Annotated in this window: 15 protein-coding genes and 1 tRNA gene; 11 read left to right on the plus strand and 5 right to left on the minus strand. The window is 35.5% G+C overall.

Features of this window, described 5'->3' with window-relative positions; all coding sequences use genetic code 11:
* The first annotated feature begins 152 nt into the window (after positions 1-152).
* From C237_RS0103770 to C237_RS0103810, 9 genes are all read left to right on the plus strand, one after another.
* Positions 153-1,019 (plus strand): MotA/TolQ/ExbB proton channel family protein, encoded by an 867-nt coding sequence (locus tag C237_RS0103770; protein WP_018675163.1) that lies wholly within the window; start codon positions 153-155, stop codon positions 1,017-1,019.
* Between the two features lie 80 nt (positions 1,020-1,099).
* Positions 1,100-1,699, plus strand: coding sequence for an ExbD/TolR family protein (locus C237_RS0103775; RefSeq protein WP_018675164.1), 600 nt, complete (start codon positions 1,100-1,102; stop codon positions 1,697-1,699).
* 8 nt (positions 1,700-1,707) lie between these two features.
* A complete protein-coding gene (locus C237_RS0103780; protein WP_018675165.1) occupies positions 1,708-2,256 on the plus strand; it encodes a biopolymer transporter ExbD in 549 nt (182 codons plus the stop codon).
* A gap of 27 nt (positions 2,257-2,283) precedes the next feature.
* Positions 2,284-3,132, plus strand: coding sequence for an energy transducer TonB (locus C237_RS0103785; protein WP_018675166.1), 849 nt, complete (start codon positions 2,284-2,286; stop codon positions 3,130-3,132).
* A gap of 71 nt (positions 3,133-3,203) precedes the next feature.
* Positions 3,204-3,398: a DUF308 domain-containing protein gene (locus tag C237_RS0103790; RefSeq protein ID WP_018675167.1), complete on the plus strand. Its 195-nt coding sequence runs from the start codon at positions 3,204-3,206 to the stop codon at positions 3,396-3,398.
* Positions 3,391-4,263 carry a PstS family phosphate ABC transporter substrate-binding protein gene (locus C237_RS0103795; RefSeq protein WP_018675168.1) on the plus strand — a complete coding sequence of 291 codons (873 nt, stop codon included), beginning with the start codon at positions 3,391-3,393 and terminating at the stop codon, positions 4,261-4,263. The genes C237_RS0103790 and C237_RS0103795 overlap by 8 nt, the downstream gene beginning before the upstream one ends.
* A gap of 68 nt (positions 4,264-4,331) precedes the next feature.
* Positions 4,332-5,978, plus strand: a complete 1,647-nt coding sequence (locus C237_RS0103800; RefSeq protein WP_018675169.1) for a tetratricopeptide repeat protein — start codon at positions 4,332-4,334, stop codon at positions 5,976-5,978.
* An 83-nt stretch (positions 5,979-6,061) separates the two neighbouring features.
* Entirely contained in the window at positions 6,062-6,784 is a 723-nt protein-coding gene (gene bshB1, locus C237_RS0103805) for a bacillithiol biosynthesis deacetylase BshB1 (RefSeq protein WP_018675170.1), read from the plus strand.
* Positions 6,785-6,821: 37 nt separating this feature from the next.
* Positions 6,822-6,895, plus strand: a tRNA-His gene (locus C237_RS0103810).
* A 412-nt stretch (positions 6,896-7,307) separates the two neighbouring features.
* Here the strand turns inward: C237_RS0103810 and C237_RS0103815 are convergent.
* From C237_RS0103815 to C237_RS0103835, 5 genes are all read right to left on the minus strand, one after another.
* Positions 7,308-10,463: an efflux RND transporter permease subunit gene (locus tag C237_RS0103815; RefSeq protein ID WP_018675171.1), complete on the minus strand. Its 3,156-nt coding sequence runs from the start codon at positions 10,461-10,463 to the stop codon at positions 7,308-7,310.
* Between the two features lie 48 nt (positions 10,464-10,511).
* On the minus strand, positions 10,512-11,567 hold the full coding sequence (locus C237_RS0103820) for an efflux RND transporter periplasmic adaptor subunit (RefSeq protein WP_018675172.1): 1,056 nt from the start codon (positions 11,565-11,567) through the stop codon (positions 10,512-10,514).
* Between the two features lie 12 nt (positions 11,568-11,579).
* A complete protein-coding gene (locus tag C237_RS0103825; RefSeq protein ID WP_018675173.1) occupies positions 11,580-12,929 on the minus strand; it encodes a TolC family protein in 1,350 nt (449 codons plus the stop codon).
* Between the two features lie 9 nt (positions 12,930-12,938).
* The gene (locus C237_RS13600; RefSeq protein ID WP_018675174.1) at positions 12,939-13,403 is read right to left on the minus strand and encodes a hypothetical protein; all 465 of its coding nucleotides are present in this window, start codon (positions 13,401-13,403) and stop codon (positions 12,939-12,941) included.
* Between the two features lie 286 nt (positions 13,404-13,689).
* Positions 13,690-15,837 (minus strand): outer membrane beta-barrel family protein, encoded by a 2,148-nt coding sequence (locus tag C237_RS0103835; protein ID WP_018675176.1) that lies wholly within the window; start codon positions 15,835-15,837, stop codon positions 13,690-13,692.
* A gap of 118 nt (positions 15,838-15,955) precedes the next feature.
* Between C237_RS0103835 and C237_RS0103840 the strand changes: the two genes are divergently transcribed.
* Together C237_RS0103840 and C237_RS0103845 are read left to right on the plus strand one after the other, a co-directional pair.
* The gene (locus tag C237_RS0103840) at positions 15,956-17,263 is read left to right on the plus strand and encodes a sensor histidine kinase (RefSeq protein WP_018675177.1); all 1,308 of its coding nucleotides are present in this window, start codon (positions 15,956-15,958) and stop codon (positions 17,261-17,263) included.
* Positions 17,260-17,943 (plus strand): response regulator transcription factor, encoded by a 684-nt coding sequence (locus C237_RS0103845; RefSeq protein ID WP_018675178.1) that lies wholly within the window; start codon positions 17,260-17,262, stop codon positions 17,941-17,943. The genes C237_RS0103840 and C237_RS0103845 overlap by 4 nt, the downstream gene beginning before the upstream one ends.
* Positions 17,944-17,957 lie beyond the last annotated feature (14 nt).

The following is a 17,957-nucleotide window of genomic DNA, read 5'->3' on the forward strand; positions in this document are numbered from 1 at the left end:
ATAAAAATTATAAAAAAAATATTTACCAGACAATTTTAACGGCGGCGTTCTTGGGTTAGAATTTAGGCTTTTTAAAAATATTATTTGGTTTTTTAATTTTTTTAACTTTACTTTACAACCTGAAAAAATTAACAATTTAATTTAAGTTTAATATGGAAATGAATGTTTCAAACAAGGAAGAGCAAGTAATTGCTAGACAAAAGAGTGGGTTAAACCCAGCAATCGTACTACCTATATTGTATGTAGTTGCATTAAGTATTTACATCTTTATTTTAGGTAACCCAGGTAACTTTAAAGAAGATGCAAGAATCGCTGGTCAAGCATCAGTGGCGTTTGCAGATCTACCATCTAAAGAATTACATCCAGAATCTTTTATGGGAATTATCTACATGGGAGGACCAGTAGTACATGTTTTGATTTTATTTATGATTACCGTGATCGTTTTCTCATTCGAGCGTTTCTTCGTGATTAAGAAAGCACAAGGAAAAGGAAACTTGGATAACTTCGTACTTGAAATCAGAAGACTTCTTAACCAAAACAAAATCGACGAGGCTATCGTAAGATGCGACGAGCAACAAGGATCTGTTGGTAATGTGGTAAAAGAAGGTTTAGTAACTTACAAAGCTCTTGCTCATGACACTACTATGGATAAAGAGCAAAAAATGATTGCCCTAAACAAAGCTTTAGAAGAAGCAACTACTTTAGAAATGCCAATGCTTGAAAAGAATATGATGATTCTTTCAACTTTAGGTACTGTAGCAACATTAGTAGCGTTATTAGGTACAGTAATCGGGATGATTAAAGCTTTCTTTGCTTTAGGTTCTGGTGGAGGTACGCCTGACGCTGCAGCATTATCTATCGGTATTTCCGAAGCCTTGATTAATACGGCATTAGGTATTGGTACATCTGCAATCGCGATTATCCTTTACAACTTCTTTACATCTAAAATTGATGGATTAACTTACAAGATTGACGAAATCGGTATGTCTATCCAACAATCATTCGCAGAGTTCCACTAATCTGGAAATCTCAAAAGGAATGATAATTGCAATATAGATATTGCAGTGTAATAGAAGTTTAATTAAAAAATATAAGAACAATGGCGAGAGTCAAACCAAAAAGACACGGGGTAGTAACGGATATGACTGCGATGTGTGATGTTGCTTTCCTACTACTAACCTTCTTTATCTTGACCACTCAGTTTAAGAAACCTGATGTGGAACAGATAAAACCGCCATCTTCTATCTCTGAAACCTTGTTGCCAGATGCGAGTCTTATGACCGTAAATGTAACAAAGGATGGTAAATTCTACTTTCAACCCGTAGAAAATGGTACTGAAAGAATGCAGATACTTGAAAATATGGGTAAAAAATATGGACTGTCTTTTACCGACAAGGAAAAAGTAGCATTTACTAAAGTTCAGGCAGTAGGGGTTCCAATGGCTCAGTTAAAGAGTTTTTTGAACCTTAAGGAAGATGAGCAAAAAGCATTTAAAAGTCCTACGGGAGTGCCGTTGGATAGTACGAATAGACAGTTAATTGACTGGGTGGAGCAAAGTCTACTGGTTAATGGTGATTATAAGTTAGCCGTTAAGGGTGACGGGGAAACTAATTACCCAGAAATTAAAGAACTATTTGAAGGATTGAGAGATATTAATAAAACCAATTTTTGGTTAATTACAACACAAGAAGGTAAATAATAATAGAAATGGCAGAAGTACAAGTACAAGATAAAGGCGACAAGGGCGGCAAAGTCCGTTCCAAGAAGCAGTCTACGCGAGTAGACATGACCCCGATGGTGGACTTAGGGTTTCTATTAATTACATTCTTTATGTTTACTACTACTTTTAGTAAACCAAATGTAATGGATTTAGGACTTCCTGCGAAACCTAAGGATGAGAATGTGAAGCCACCTAAAACAGAAATTGATTTATCTAATTCTATTTCCTTAATAGTTGGTAAAGATAATAGAATATTTTATCACCAGTTAGATCAAGAAGGTTTAAATGACCAAACCTTACAAGAAACAACTTTTGATAAAGATGGTATTACGAAAGTAATTGAGAATGCGAAGAAGAGGGCTAAAGATCAGGAAAAATTTACTGTAATTATAAAGCCCACTGATGAAGCTGTATTTAAAAATTTTGTAGATGTACTAGACGAAATGGCTGTAACTAAAAATGAGAGATATGGGGTAACCGATATTAAACCTTGGGAGAAAGCTATTTATGATAAAAAAGTCGGTAATACAAAATAATTAGTTAACCCTTAAAAATTCATAAATATGTCAGATGAAAATTTAGGGTACAATCCAACTTTGGATGAGATTGTATTTGAAAATAGAAACAAGGCTTATGGTGCTTTCGATTTAAGAAGTAGTTATAGAAGAATCTTAACTAAGGCATTCTTAATCGGTACTGCATTGTTTTGCGTGTTGGCTGCTGTTCCCTTCGTTATGATGAAGATCAAGCAAATGACCGCAGATCCTACGGTAGATGTGGAAGCTAATTTAGTGGAAATTCTTCCTGAAGAAGAGCCTATTTTAGAGCAACCAAAAGAAGAAGAACCACCGCCGCCACCGCCACCACCACAAGAGGAAGAAAAAATTGAAGTTATTCAAAATGTGGTGCCAGAGCCGGTTAAGGCACCTAAGATTGAAACACCACCACCACCCGTTTCTGTACAAAAAGAAACCACGGTTGGGGTAGTTCCTCAAGAAGGCGTTAAAAAGCCTTCTTATACACCACCGCCACCGCCACCTTCTACAGGGACTAAGGCATCAACGGTGGAAGTAAAACCTCAGGTAAGCAAAACAGAGGTTTATGAAAGTGTAGACCAATTAGCAGAATTCTCAGGAGGTGGTGAGTCTGGATTTAGAAGAGCCTTCCAAGAAAACTTTGATACATCAGTAATGGATGGTGATGAAGGTACTCTAAAAACTAATGTTACATTCGTTGTTGAAATAGATGGATCTATTACCCAAGTAAAGGCTACAGGTTCTAACTCTACATTCAACAAAGAAGCGGAAAGAGCAATTAAATCTATCCGTGCGAAATGGAAACCAGGTAAGAAAAATGGTGAACCTGTTCGTTCTAGATTTAGAATGCCAGTAACAATGAATTTTGATTATTAGTATTTTTAAAATTCTGTTAAATTTATATAAAGAGAAGCGAAAGCTTCTCTTTTTTTATTATATTTGTTGCTATGTTTAATTATTTATCTATTTTCGCAGGTATTATTTATATCGTCTTAGGCGTAGTGGTATTAGTCTATAAATTTTTTGTAATTCCGCTAGAAGACTATGTAGCGTATCCATTAGGTATTTTGATGATTGTTTATGGAATCTTTAGAATCGTTAGAGCCATTTATAAAATTAAAAAAGAACGAAATAATGTATAAATATTCATTTTTATTTTATTTTATTATTGCGACCATGCTTTTTTCTTGTAAAAAAGGTGAAGAAGCCCAAAATCCGCAAAAAGGAAATATTGTTTTAGAATCTGATGAGTCTTTTAAAAATGTAACAGAGGCCTTGTCAGAACGCTATATGGCGTTTTATCCAGAAGCTAAAATCGATGTGGAATATAAAAAAGAGGATTCTGCACTTATCGATTTACTGGAGAATCGTGCACAGGTTATTGTGATGTCTAGACCTTTATCTGAAAAAGAGCAGAAACTTTATGAAAAAAAAATAGGGATGGATTACCAGCCAGCTAAATTTGCTGGCGATGCGGTGGTTTTTGTAGTGCCTAAAAATTCCAGCCGTGAGTACCTATCTATGCAAGAAATTGATAAATTATTAAATTCCGATACTAAAGATTTAATCTTTGATGGAACCAATGCGAGTAATCTTAATTTTGTAGCTCAAATGCTTCATAAAAAACCGTCGGATTTGAAATTTTCAGTTATAAGAGGTAATGAGAATATCATTAAAAATTTACATCAATATCCCAATAAAATAGGGGTGATTAGTTTAAATACCATCAGTAGGGAATATTCAAAAGAAATTCAGACACTTAAAGATCAAATTAAAATTCTATCGATTAGGACTCAAGATGGTAAAGCACATACGCCAGATTTGGCTAATATTAGAGATATGAGCTATCCCTTTACTCGAATTTTATATTTTTTGACCAATGAAGGCTTTTTTGGTGTAGGGAATGGTTTCATTAGGTTTTCGTGTACTCAATTGGGGCAAATTGTAGTGTCAAAACAAGGACTTCAACCTTATAACATTTATAAGCGAGAGGTACAAATGAGATAATTTTGGAATAATAATTGTTTAACAATCGTATAAATCATTCAATTAATTTAAAAATGAAATATAATATAATGAGAAAAAAAGTTGTGTTAGGAGTAGCGGTAGCGGCCCTAAGTTTGAATTTCGTAAATGCCCAAACCGTAGAAGAGGGGCTTCAAAATATGGATGCGCATAAGTATGCTAAAGCTAAAGAAGTTTTTAATCAATTGATACAAAAAGATCCATCTTCTGAAAATTATTTTTATATGGGTAATATTTATCTTACTCAATATGAACCTAATTTTGATAAGGCTAAAGAATACTTTGATAAAGGACTAGCAAAAGATAGAAGAGCGTATTTGGATAAGATTGGTTTGGCTACTATTAAATTAGGAAAAGGTAACAAAGCAGCCATTAATGAGATTAAAGAAATTGTTGAAGACTCAAGAGGTAAAGATGCGGAAGTTCTTTTCAGAGCAGGGGAAGCTTTAACGATGTTTGAAAATCATAATGCTCCTGATCTAGCAATTGATTATATCAACCAAGCTATAGAAAGAGCAGGAAAAAAAGGTAAGGTGCCTGCTAACTATTACTATTCTCTAGGGGATGCTTATCGTCTAAAAAAAGATGCGGGCAACGCTATGAACGCCTATGATAATGCGGCAATGGTAGCGAGAAATAAAGCGTCTGTATTTACCAGAATGGCTACACTTTGGATGGCAGCTAACCAATGGAAGTTAGCGGTAGAAAATTTAAATAAATCTTTGGCCGTAGATAAAACTTATGCGCCAGCTTATAAAGCATTAGCCAACTATAACATTAGATATCAAAAGCATGATGAAGCGGCAATTAACTTATTGAACTATCTTAAATATGCTGATGAAGATCCAGTAACTTTATTAGAAGTTTCAAAATTGTATTTTGCTAATGGTAACTATAAAGAATCTGAAGAAGTTTTAGCTAAAGTTTTTGATAAAGTAGATGATCCTATTAAATACAAACTTAGAGCATACTTATTGTATAGTGAGCATAAATATGACGAAGCGAAGAAAAATTTGGATCAATTTATTTCTCAGGTTGATGCGTCTAGAGTTCAGCCTGCTGATCAAGGCTTATTAGGCTTAATCTATGCAGGCCAAGCATACCAGTCCGAAGATGCAACGACAAAAGATAATCTCAAAAGAATGTCTCAAGAAAAAATTGCTTTAGCAAAGGCAGCAAAGGATCAAACTATGCAATGGGACGTAGAACTAGCAAAAATCAATAGTGGAGGAGGCGATTTGAAAGCGGCAGCAGAATCTGGACCTACAAGCCCAGAAGTAAATGCACTAAAGGCACAAGTAGCGGCAGATCCAAAAAACAGTGATAATATCTATAAATTAGCGATGGCTTATCAGGATGTTAAAAACTGGAATGGAGCGGCTTATGCATGGCAACAAATGATAAATTTACTACCAAATTGGGCACCAGCGTATTATAGCCAAGGTTACGCTTATCAGCAAGCAGGCAATAATGATTTAGCTAAGATGGCTTACCAATCATTTATAGATACTTTGGACAAGCAATCGGCTGAGGAGCGTGCTAAGAATCAAGAAACTTTAGCGTATGCTTATTTTGCAGTGGCTTACTTGGAAAAAGATTCTAATGTGGCTAAAGCTAAAGATTATGTATCTAAATCTTTGCAATTGAAACCAGACTATAAAGATGCTCAAAATCTTTCTCAGTCTTTGAATAAATAATATTTTCACAATACTATTCTTACTCCTTAGTCATTTGGCTAAGGAGTTTTTCTTATACTTTTTAAAATGCTTATCTTTGCTATATGAAAGTAGATATTTTAGCCATTGGCGCACATCCAGATGATGTGGAATTAGGTTGTGGCGGTACCCTTGCCAAATTAATTTCGGAAGGGAAAACAGCAGCGATTGTAGATTTGACCCAAGGGGAGCTAGGCACCCGAGGCACTAAAGACACCCGATACAACGAAGCAGCTAATGCCTCCAAAATATTGGGCATCCAGCATAGAGAAAATCTTAAAATGAAAGATGGTTTTCTTGTCAATTCCGAAGAATACCAAATGCGTATTGTAAAAATGATTAGAAAATACCGTCCAGAAATTGTGTTTGCTAATGCCATTGAGGACCGCCATCCCGATCATGCCAAAGCCTGCAAGTTAATTTCTGATGCTTGTTTTTTATCTGGATTGGTCAAAATTGAAACTCAATTGGAAGATGGCACTTTACAAGAGGCGTGGCGCCCGAAGCATATTTTTAATTATATCCAATGGAAAAATATTACTCCAGATTTTGTGGTGGATATTACAGATTTTATGGATAAAAAGAAAGAGGCCTGTTTGGCATATAAGACCCAATTTTACGATCCAAAATCCGAAGAACCCATGACGCCTATTGCGACAAAGGATTTTTTAGAGAGTTTGACATATCGAGCTCAAGACCTTGGGCGGCTTTCTGGTGTCACTTATGCGGAGGGCTTTACCACAGAGAAGTTGATCGCATTTAAAAATTTTGATTCAATAATTTTGTAAGTATTAAAAATAGTTTTATATTTGCACCCACAAAACGGTGGTTGTAGCTCAGTTGGTTAGAGCGTCGGATTGTGGTTCCGAAGGTCGCCGGTTCGAGACCGGTCATCCACCCTACAAAAGGTTACTTAGCAATAAGTAGCCTTTTTTGTTTTTTTATATTATTGAAAAAAGTTTTGAGTGATGAGTTTTGAGTAATAAGGGGGGCGGCTTACGGCATAAAGCCTACTGCCTATTGCAATTTAAAATGTTAAATTATAGATTATAAATGGAGGTAAAAGTGTTGAGTGAAGATGTTTAAGTTTGCTTGTTGCTTATAGCCTAATGCCTAAAGCATCTAGTCAATAAAAGCGTGTCACGCTGAACTTGTTTCAGCGTCTGTTTATATTAGGATGATAAATCAGTTGGGGGGGGAAGTTTTGATTGATAAGTTATTAGTTTGCCTAAAGCATAAAGTATTAAAGTTCCAAAATAAAAAGCCGATTTATAACTGCTATAAATCGGCTTTTTGAGTTTAAGAATTTTTTTAAAACTCTACTTCATCTTCGGGATGTAGATGTTCGTAGTCTGCTACCATTAGGGCGTCGTAGTCTTTTTTGTCGTGCTTAGAGAATTTTTCTTCTAATTTTACCACGATATAGTAAACTACGGGCACAATCACTAAGGTAAGGAATAAGGAGGAAAGTAGCCCTCCAATGATGACAATCGCCAATCCATTATTCATTTCCGATGCCGCTCCAGACGCCATCGCAATAGGCAACATACCAAATACCATGGCAATTGTGGTCATTAAAATAGGTCTTAATCTGGCATGGTTAGCTTGTAGTAAAGCATTGGTAATGGTTTCGCCGTGCTGTAATCTATGGTTGGCAAAGTCTACCAAGAGAATCGCATTCTTCGCTACCAATCCAATCAACATAATGATACCTAATATGGTAAAGATATTTAAACTTTGATTGGTTAATGCTAACGCCCATAATGCTCCAATAAAGGATAATGGGATAGAGAACAAGACAATGAATGGTTTTACAAAATCATCGTAAAGTACCACCATAATCATATAAACAAGCAAAATAGCGGCAAGCAATGCGTAACCTAAAGTACCAAACCCTTCGCTTTGGTTTGCCATATTACCTATCCATTTCCATTTAACCCCTGCTGGTTTTTGCATACTTTCCATGTCTTTCGTTAGTTCATCGGCAATAGCTCCAGTACTTCTACCCACATTCTGAGCATTTACTGTAACCGATGGTGAACGGTCGTAGCGTTCCAAAATGGCTGGCCCCGAAGAGTACTCAATATTGGTAAACTGAGCCAATTGGATTTTCTGACCTTGGTTATTGATGAAAGCCACATTTCTTACATCATCGATGCTGTTTCGGTTGGTTTCATCTAAAATAATATTCATATCGTACTCGTTGTTACCTGTACGGAATTTATTATCGGTATTTCCACTAAAGGCAATTCTCAGAGTTTGTCCCACCGTGGCTACATTAAGTCCTAGTGCTGTCATTTTATCTCGATCTACCGAAACCGAAATTTCTGGGCTTCCTTCTTCTACACTCAGTTTTATTTCCGTTGCCCCTTCTATGGTTCTCAGTTTATTTTCTATGGCTTTAGCATAGTCCATCGCGTCTTTTAGGGTATTTCCAGTTACTACCATTTGGATAGATGCATTATCGGCACCGAGTAATCCCATAGGTACAGTAGTCACTTTAGCACCTACCAACACTTTTTCGAGTTCGCGTTTTATTTTAGCCGCAAAAATATTACTGGCTTCATCACGCTTGGATTTATCCACTAATTTTACATTAATTTCGGATTTATTCGGTGTAGATTGTGCAGCACCTAGACCACTACTGGACTGTCCCACAGTAGTAATCATAGTTTCCACGAAAGGATTTTTCGCTAAATATTGCTCGGCTTTTCTCGTCATTTGATTGGTTTGCTCTATTGAAACATCTTTTGGCATTTCAAGTTGAACTAAAAACTCACCTTTGTCTGTTTTTGGGAAAAAGTCTGCCCCAATATAGCCCATCATTAAAAGCACGATAGAGCTTGCAAATAATAAAGCCGTTACGATAAAGGTTTTTATTTTATTTCTAAGGCACCATTCTAATAGATTAGACATAAAGTTGGTGAACTTCGTTAAGCCATCTTCAAACTTATAAATTACTTTTCCTAAAAGAGAAGTTTTACTAATCAATTCTAATTTACCAAATCTTGAAAATAACCAAGGCACTACGGTAAAGGATACCAATAAAGATAATAATGTAGAAATCACCACCGTAACACAGAACTGACGGATAATGTTCGGTACCATACCAGAACTTAACGCGATAGGTAAGAATACCACTACAATCACCATCGTAATTGCGGCTACGGTAAATCCAATTTCTTTAGACCCGTCGTAAGCGGCACGCACTTTATTTTTACCCATTTCCATATGGCGGTGGATATTTTCAATCACTACAATAGCATCGTCCACTAGGATACCTACCACTAAAGATAAGGCGAGTAAACTCATTAAGTTTAAGGAATAACCAAAAATGAGCATTCCAATAAAAGTGGCAATCAATGAAGTTGGGATAGACACCATTACAATCACTGCATTTCTAAAGCTATGAAGGAAAAATAACATCACAAAGGCTACTAAGGCAACCGCAATCAGTAAGTCGTGGGTTACGGAATCTGCCGCAGCTAATGTAAATATCGAAGTATCATTCGCTAGGTTGATTTTAATATTTTGGTCTTTGTATTGCGTTTCTATATCCTGCATTTTTTTCTGTACCAATTCACTTACTGTTACGGCGTTCGCATCGGTTTGTTTTTGGACTTGAAGTAAAAGGGTATTCTGCTGGTTAATTCGTGCAATTTTCTCTACTTTTTTCTGAGTGTCTTGAACTTCTGCTACATCCGAAAGGCGAATATTAATACCATTTTGAGAGGCAATCGTTAAGTTTCTAAGTTGGTCTATGGAAGCAATTTTACCCGAAAGACGAATCAATGTAGAATTGCTACGCGTCTGAAGGTTTCCCGTAGGGAAGTCCATATTCGAGGTAGTAATGATCTGCACCACTTGTGGAATGGTAAGTCCATAGCCTTCTAATTTTTCTTGATTTAGGTTGATGCGGATTTCGCGTTCTTGCCCACCGATAACATTTACTTTTGCTACCCCTGGGATTCTAGAAAATTCTGGCTGAATCTTTTGGTCTATCAAATCATAAAGTTCACTTTCCGAAAGGTTGGCAGTAATTCCCATGCTAACCACTGGCAAATCTGATAACGAGAATTGTGTTAACGATGGTTCTTTTGCATCATCTGGTAAATCCGAACGAATGGCATTGATTTTTCTTTGGGCATCGTTCATGGCGTAATTGACATCTACATCTTGATTAAATTCAATGATGACCGCCGAAAGACTTTCATAAGATTTGGCTTGGATACTTTTTACACCCTCTAGAGAAGATACAGCGTCTTCAATTTTTTTAGAAACCGTATTTTCTACTTCGGAAGGCGAAGCTCCTGGATATATGGTAGATATAGTGACCACTTTAATTTCCATTTTTGGGATTAGCTCGTAGTTCAGTTGTTTGTAACTGAATAGCCCACCCAAAATGAGTAGTACGAGCATCACAATCACGAGGCTGGGTCTTTTTATGGATACTTCTGCTAATTTCATAATTATGTTTTGTTCAAAATTGTTTTATAATAAAGTTTTAAATTGAGGTTACTTTATTACTTTTACTTTGGTTTTATCAACAAGGTTGATTTGTCCACTGGTGACTACAATATCACCTTCTTTTAATCCACCAGTTACGGCTACTTTATCACCATAGTTGGTGCCACTTTGGATTTTGGTTAGGTAGGCTACATTATCTCTTACCACAAACACCAAATTATCATTAATTCCGCCTACAAAGGCTTCTCTAGGAATCGTCAACACATCGCCATCACCACTGGTTTTGAATATAGCGGTGCCATACATTCCTGCTTTCAGTTGTTTAGTCGCATTGGCAATGGTAATTTCCACAGGAAATTTTAAGGCGCCATTAGAGCTTGGTGCAATAAAGGTGATGCGTCCATCTATGTTGCCATCAATTACACTTGGTTTTACTGCCACTGTATTTCCGATGGATAGTTGAGACACTAGAGACTCATCTACATCTACTTTTAGTTTGAGTGAAGAAATATCTACGACTTGGACAATCGGCGTCCCTGCACCGATCACACTTCCGAGTTCCACCATTTTTTTGTTTACCATACCACTGATTTTGGATACCACTCTCGTGTCGCCAGATTGTAATCTAGCCGATTGTACTTGGGCGCGGGCATTTTTTACTTGAAGTCTAGCTTGGTCGAGTTGTAGGGCAGTAACTCCCCCCGTTTTATAAGCGGCTTCGTATCTGCTAAGGGCAGAGAGGGCTTGGTCTAAGTTGGCTTGGGCATTGTTTACACTAACATTCAGTTGGTCACCTTTTAACTTGGCAATCACTTGTCCTGCTTTTACATAACTGCCTTCTTTTACATAGAGTGCCACTAATTGTCCGCCCATTTCCGCTGCAATATCGGCTTGTTTATTAGGTAAGAAAGTCCCATTAACGCTAAAGTCCCCACCGATGTGCTCTTTAGACACTTTGGCGACACGCACTGCAACATCGGCATTCTTTTTCGCTACGATGTCTACTTTCTCTTGGTTATTCTTTTTATTCTTTTGTAAGATAAAAAAGAAGCCTATCGCCGCAGCTACTACTACAATGATGGATATAATTGTTTTCTTATTCATATTTTTAAGTTTTTAGTTTTGATTTAAAGTTCTGAGTTTTCCTTGGGATTTTAAAAGTTCTATTTCTGCTAATTTATAATCCAGTTTAGATTTGGTTAAATTATTTTTTGCTTCGGCAAGGTCTTTTTCGGCATCTAAGATATCGTTCAGTGTGGCTAAACCATATTGATAGTTAGAGCGGGTGTTAGAAAGCACTTCTTCGGCTAACTTTACATTACTTTCTTGATTTTTAATGGTGATAAGCCCATTGGTAAGTTGGGTTTTAGCATTGTTGTAGGCTAAATCTAACCCCAATTGGGTTTCTTTTAAATCGGCTTTAGCTTTTTCTATTTCTATTAAATCTTTTTCAACTTTAGACTTAATGGCAAATCCATTAAAAATAGGAATGTTGATGCTTAGGGCAATAGAAGATAAATCTGACCAAAAGACCCCGTTGTCCTTACCATTCCAAAATGGAAATTTTTCCCCTTGTCCTAGCCAACCATAGTTAGCGACTAGTGCAGCGGAAGGATAGTATTCTGCTTCAGAGGCTTTTTTCTTCCAGTTAAGTAATTCTAGTTGTTTATTTAATAATTTTAGTTCGGTTCTTTCAGAAAAATTAGGTGTGTTTTCAGCCACTAAAATAGAAGGTTCAAAGGTGCCTTCAGGAAGTTCAATATCCTGTTGCATGGGCATGCCAATCATAAATTTTAAGGCATTTTCACTGAGTTGTACAGCATTGATGAGTTGTTGCTCATTGGCTTTTAGATTATTTACCGCTACGGAAGTTCTATCGTAATCAATTTTTTTCGCCAAACCTGCATCGTACAATCCTTTAATGATATTAATAGTCTGCTGGGCGATATTCAGATTATCTTTTAAATTATTCAGCATTTGCTGAGATTGATATACTTGGTAATATGCCTCAGCTACTTTTTGGATGATTTGTTCCTCTGTTAGCTGTGCATTAATAAAGTAAAATTCCTTAGTCGACTTAGCGGCTTTTAGTCCTGTAAACACCGATTGATTAAACAAAACTTGCTGCAACTGTACCATATTACTCGATTGCCATCTTTGCCCAAAAGAAACTTCTATTTTTTGCCCTGGAGCACCAAACATTTCCCCTGGTAGAAGGCTTTTTTGTAGTAGAGGGTTATAGGCTGTGTTGCTGGTTACAGAGATTTTAGGCAGCGCATTGGCTCTTACTTCTGCAATTTCAGTATCGCCTTTTCGGATGTTTAGTCGAGCTTTTTCGGCATCGGCTTTATTTTCTATGGCGTAGTCGATAGCTTGGGACAGGGTAAGCACGCGGGTTTGCTGTGCTGAGAGAGTCCCTTGTACAAATAAGGCGAGTAGCCCTATGATTTTAATGTATCTGTTCATATATTTGGGTTAAAAATTTTTCTTGGTTTGATTAAGTTTTTCAAGACCTTTTGGGGTTACTATGGCATTGAGATAAAAGATGATGATGCGTTGACAAAATTCGCTTCTGGATAGATTGTCCTCACTATCAAATAGCGGAGAATGGTCAAAGGCAAACATCAGTTCAAGAAAATATTTGCTGTACAATTTTTCATCAAAATCGGTTTTATATAATCCTAAATTTCTACCTTTTTCAATATTTGAAATCAACACTTCAGAAATGGTATTGTAAATGTCCAGAAGATGTTGATTGTAGGTGTCTGGATAATATTTGATGAGTTGTTTTATAAATATACTCTTGCTACTTTCGGAAATTTTTTCCATTTCAGAATTCCCGATGAGCATACTATCAATAGGGTCTGGATATTTTTTTTCGCCCTCTTTTAATTTAATTAATAAATCATCCAGCAAGTATTTCAATACTTCATCTAGCAACGTTTCTTTATTGCTATAATGCTGATACAGTGTTTTTTAGATATAGAAAATGCCTTAGCAATGTCGTCCATTGTTAAGGTTTTAGCACCATTTTCTAAAAACAGCTGGGTTACTTTGTCTAAAAAAATATTTTTTTCACTCATAATTCGGGTGCAAAATTAAACAAAAAAACTTAAAAACAAAAAAAGTTTCCAAGTTTTTACATGGGAATTTTATGGTAAAAAAAGTTAGCCTCTTTAATTAAAAAAAGCTAACCATCAATCTATGATCTATCGAGTTTATATTTCTACATTCTATTTTTCTCTTCGATGTCTTTAATTGTTTTGGTAGATTTTAATTTATGATTTCCAAATCGATGGGTCAGTTTTAAACTCAAACTTTGTGTGTCTTGATAATCTATAAAGTAATTATCTTGATTGGCGTACTTGGTTCTAAAAGTGGCTTTGTCTGTCCTAAATAGATCATTAACATAAAGACTGACTTCTAACTTTTTATCAAAAAACTTTCGGTTGGTCGCTAAATAAATATTGTGAGACGCACTTGCAGTCATATTTCCTTGAATCATGCCAGAGCTATACATATGCCCCAATTCAAGTTGCCAATCACTGGTTTTATCCAAAGTAAAAGTGCTGGAAATTTGAGTTCTGATTGACAATAAATGGTTTAGATAAATCTTTTGGTCAAGCCCCAAAAAATAGTTTTCATTATAAATTCCCGAGCTATAAACGCTGATATCCCAAAAAGAAGTAGGATGAAAAGTTTTATTAAATTCCATACCAAACGCTTGGTCTTTTTCTAAATTAGTATAGTGATATATCATCATTTTAGTAGCAGGGTTTTGATAAGATATTTCCATGGAAGGCGATATATTTTTATAATAAAACCCTTCGATATTCCAATTTTTATAAGTGTAGTTAAGATTAAAATGATGTGAAATGGTAGGCTTTAAATTCGGGTCGCCTTGGAAATAAGAAAATAAATTGAAATAAGATTTAGCAGGGTTTAAATATTGATAAGACGGACGACTGATGCGCTTGCTATAAGAAAATCCTAATTGATGTTTTGTTGGCGAAGTATATTGGATATACAAGGTGGGAAACCATTTCCAATAATGTTGTTGGTTGGTGGCATTTCGAGGTTGAGCCACGCCTTTTAATCCCGTGTATTCTGTTCTTAGTCCTGCTTTTAATTGCCAAGATTGCCATTCGTATTGTGCAGAGAGATAAGCCGCAAAGTTATGTTCTTTATAATCAAAATCGTTGCTTTTTTGTGGATGATGTACCAAAGTTTTTCCTTGAGTTTCTTGAAAATCCAATAATGCGTTGGTATGTACAAAACTATATTTACTACCCGTTTCTATGGTTAGGGCATTGGGTTTAAACTCGAAATCCACTTGGGTAGAGTAAAGATTAATACGAGCATCATCATCGGTGCTAAAATGATTTGTAGAAGCAGGTTGATTTTTAAAATTAAGAAAAGTTTCAATATCACTAAATGCATTCTTTCGATTGTTAATCCAATGATTTCGCCACGAAAATTTGTTGTTTTTATTCCATTTCTTATCCAGCTGGGTACTCAAACTTTGGCTGAAATATTTAGAGTAATGATCGTTTAGGGTTCTATAATTAGACACGGGCTGGTTTCCTCCATTTTCATAAATATAGGTAGGGACATCATACAAACCATAAACATTAGGAGAATGAGACAAGTGATAGTTGAGACTTAGCGTTGTCAAGCTATCCACCTCATAGTCGGTATTAAGATAGAAAGAGCGGGTTGGCTTCTGTGTATCTTTGCGATTTAGATTACTTTTCCAAGATTCATTAGCTTCTACATAATTTACCACATCTATATTTTCACGGAAGTAGTCACCAAAATTAGAATTGAATCCAGTAGATAATGTCCAACGGTTCTTTTTAAATTCGTGGCGTGTGCCTACATTTCCTTTGGCGTAGGTGGCTTGGGTATATCCTGTATAAACAGAGCCGCGATAACCTTTCTTTTTTATATTTTTCATTTTGATATTGATAATGGCGCTACCAGAGGCTTCGTATTTGGCTGGTGGATTACTGATGACTTCTACCGTTTGCATTTCCGAACCAGGTGTGTTTTCTAGGTAGTTTCTCAGTTCATCTGCGGTCATCATTATTTTTTTATCATTAATGGTTACTATAATATTTTGATTACCTTTAATGCTAAGATGGTTTCCTACGGCTGTAATCCCAGGTGTTTTCTTTAGAATTTCCCACGCATTTAGCGAAGCTAAGTTGGAATGTTCTACATTAAACTCCATACGGTCTATCTTTCTCTTAGTGATAGGATTTTTCTTGGTTAGTACCACTTCTTGTATGCTATCTACTTTTGTGGAGTCTTGAATTTGCGTCCATCCCATTAAAGGGAGGCTAATGCTAAGTAAAATAATAATCTTCTTCATTGGTTTTAACTTTTATTAGAGCAAAAATGAGGATTGTACTAAAGAATTTCGGTTAATAAAAGGTTAATGAAGGGTTAATATAACAATAGACTAAAGCGGAAGTTTTATATTTGCTCGTATGAAACTGAAGCATCGAACTTATTTCATATTATTTAGCGTTTTCTTTGTATTGTTATTGACGGTACAAGGCTATTATGTTTATAACCTCTGGAAATTAAAAGAAGGGGAATTACATAAAGAAATATCTGGTAAATTAAAAGACTTAGACAATATAAATTCTTTAAATTTGGTTGAGTTGAGTCGAGACAGTGAACTCACAAAATTAATTAGCGATTATAATATAGGAAAAACGAGTCTTAAAGAAATTAAATATTTTTTTAGCCAAAAAGAAAAAATAGGACAACCTAAAATACAACGCTATATAGATAGTCTTTTTGCCAATAGCGATTTTAAAGTGGGGGTTCACAAATTTTATTCTAAGATTTACTATGGGAAGGAGCATCAGTTACTCTTTAATAACCCGATGACGATTTACCAAACCCAACCACCAGTAAATAAAGGAACTATTTTTTATTCAGGTAGTTACAAAACAGAATACACTTCCCAAAGCGATGAAGTTACAAAAGACAATTATGAGATATACATAGAAGCCTATAGTTGTTCGGTGTATAAAATTTTTAATCTTAATGAAATTTTACTTCGTAGGTTATTGCCACCTATACTATTATCGTTTATGATTTTGGTAGCGGTATTGGTGTTATTTTTTCTTACGATAAGAAATTTTGAACGCCAAACTAAAGCCATTGCTGTACTTCATGATACGGTGGACACCATTTCTCATGAATTTAAAACCCCTGTTTCTACCATGAAGTTTGCCACGAAATTATTGCATACCCAGCAGCCAAATGACCATACATTACTACTTAATAGACAAGTTTTAAAACTGGAGTATTTACTGGGAAGATTGCATCAAGACCATTCCGAGCATCAACCTTTTTCAATAGAGAATACGCAATTGTTTTTAAATGATTTTATTGCAACACATCCTAATATTAAAATGGAGTATCATATAGGTAGTTCATTTCAGTTGTCGCTCTCTCAAAATGAATTTGAAATCCTTTTATCTAACTTACTAGACAACGCTATAAAGTATGGAGGAACTTATATAAAAGTGATTATAAATAAACTTTCTCAAAATGAAGTCTATATCAGTGTAAAAGATAATGGTAGAGGGATTTCGAAAGACCATCAAGATAATATTTTTGATAAATTCTATCGCGTATCCGAAGGAAATATACATACAACTAAAGGTTTGGGCATGGGGCTATATATTGTAAAACAATTGGTTAATCAATACCATGGCGAAATAGAAGTCCATAGTCATCACAAAGGGACAGAGTTTAAAATTAAATTCAAAAACTTATGAAATACAAAGTCTTATTAGTAGAAGATGATGAGGATTTTGGGCATGTGCTAAAGCAATATTTGGAGCTTAGCAATTTTGAAGTGTCTTGGTATCAAAATCCAGAAGAGGTGGCGCTGCTATTTTCGCATTGGGAATTTCATATAGGGATTTTAGATGTGATGATGCCGAAGATAGATGGTTTTACTTTAGCCCAAACGATTTTAAAAGAAAAGCCACAGTTTCCATTATTATTTTTAACCGCTAAAAATCAAAAAATTGATCGTATCACTGGACTCAAAATTGGTGCTGAAGATTATTTAGCCAAACCTTGCGAACCCGAAGAATTGGTACTGAGATTAAATAATATCCTTAAGCGCAGCCGATGGTCTAATCCCCAAGAGCCTATCGCGTTGGGTAGTTATACCTTACACCCCGAAACTTATATTTTAGAACACGCTCAACACTCCACTCGATTGACTAAAAAGGAAATACGATTGTTATTATTTTTGCTAAAACACAACCATAGTTTGGTGTCAAAAGAGGATATTCTCAATCAACTTTGGGAAGAAACCGATTATTTTTCTGGAAGAAGTTTAGATGTATTTATCAGTAGAATAAGAAAATATTTTCAGCACGAGCCTAAAACCTCAATAGATTCTGTAAGAGGCGTGGGATATCAGGTAGAGATTTTTACGGAATAAATTAGTACATTAGT

The sequence above is a fragment of the Riemerella columbina DSM 16469 genome (genome assembly GCF_000374405.1).
GTDB classification, from domain to species: Bacteria; Bacteroidota; Bacteroidia; order Flavobacteriales; family Weeksellaceae; genus Riemerella; species Riemerella columbina.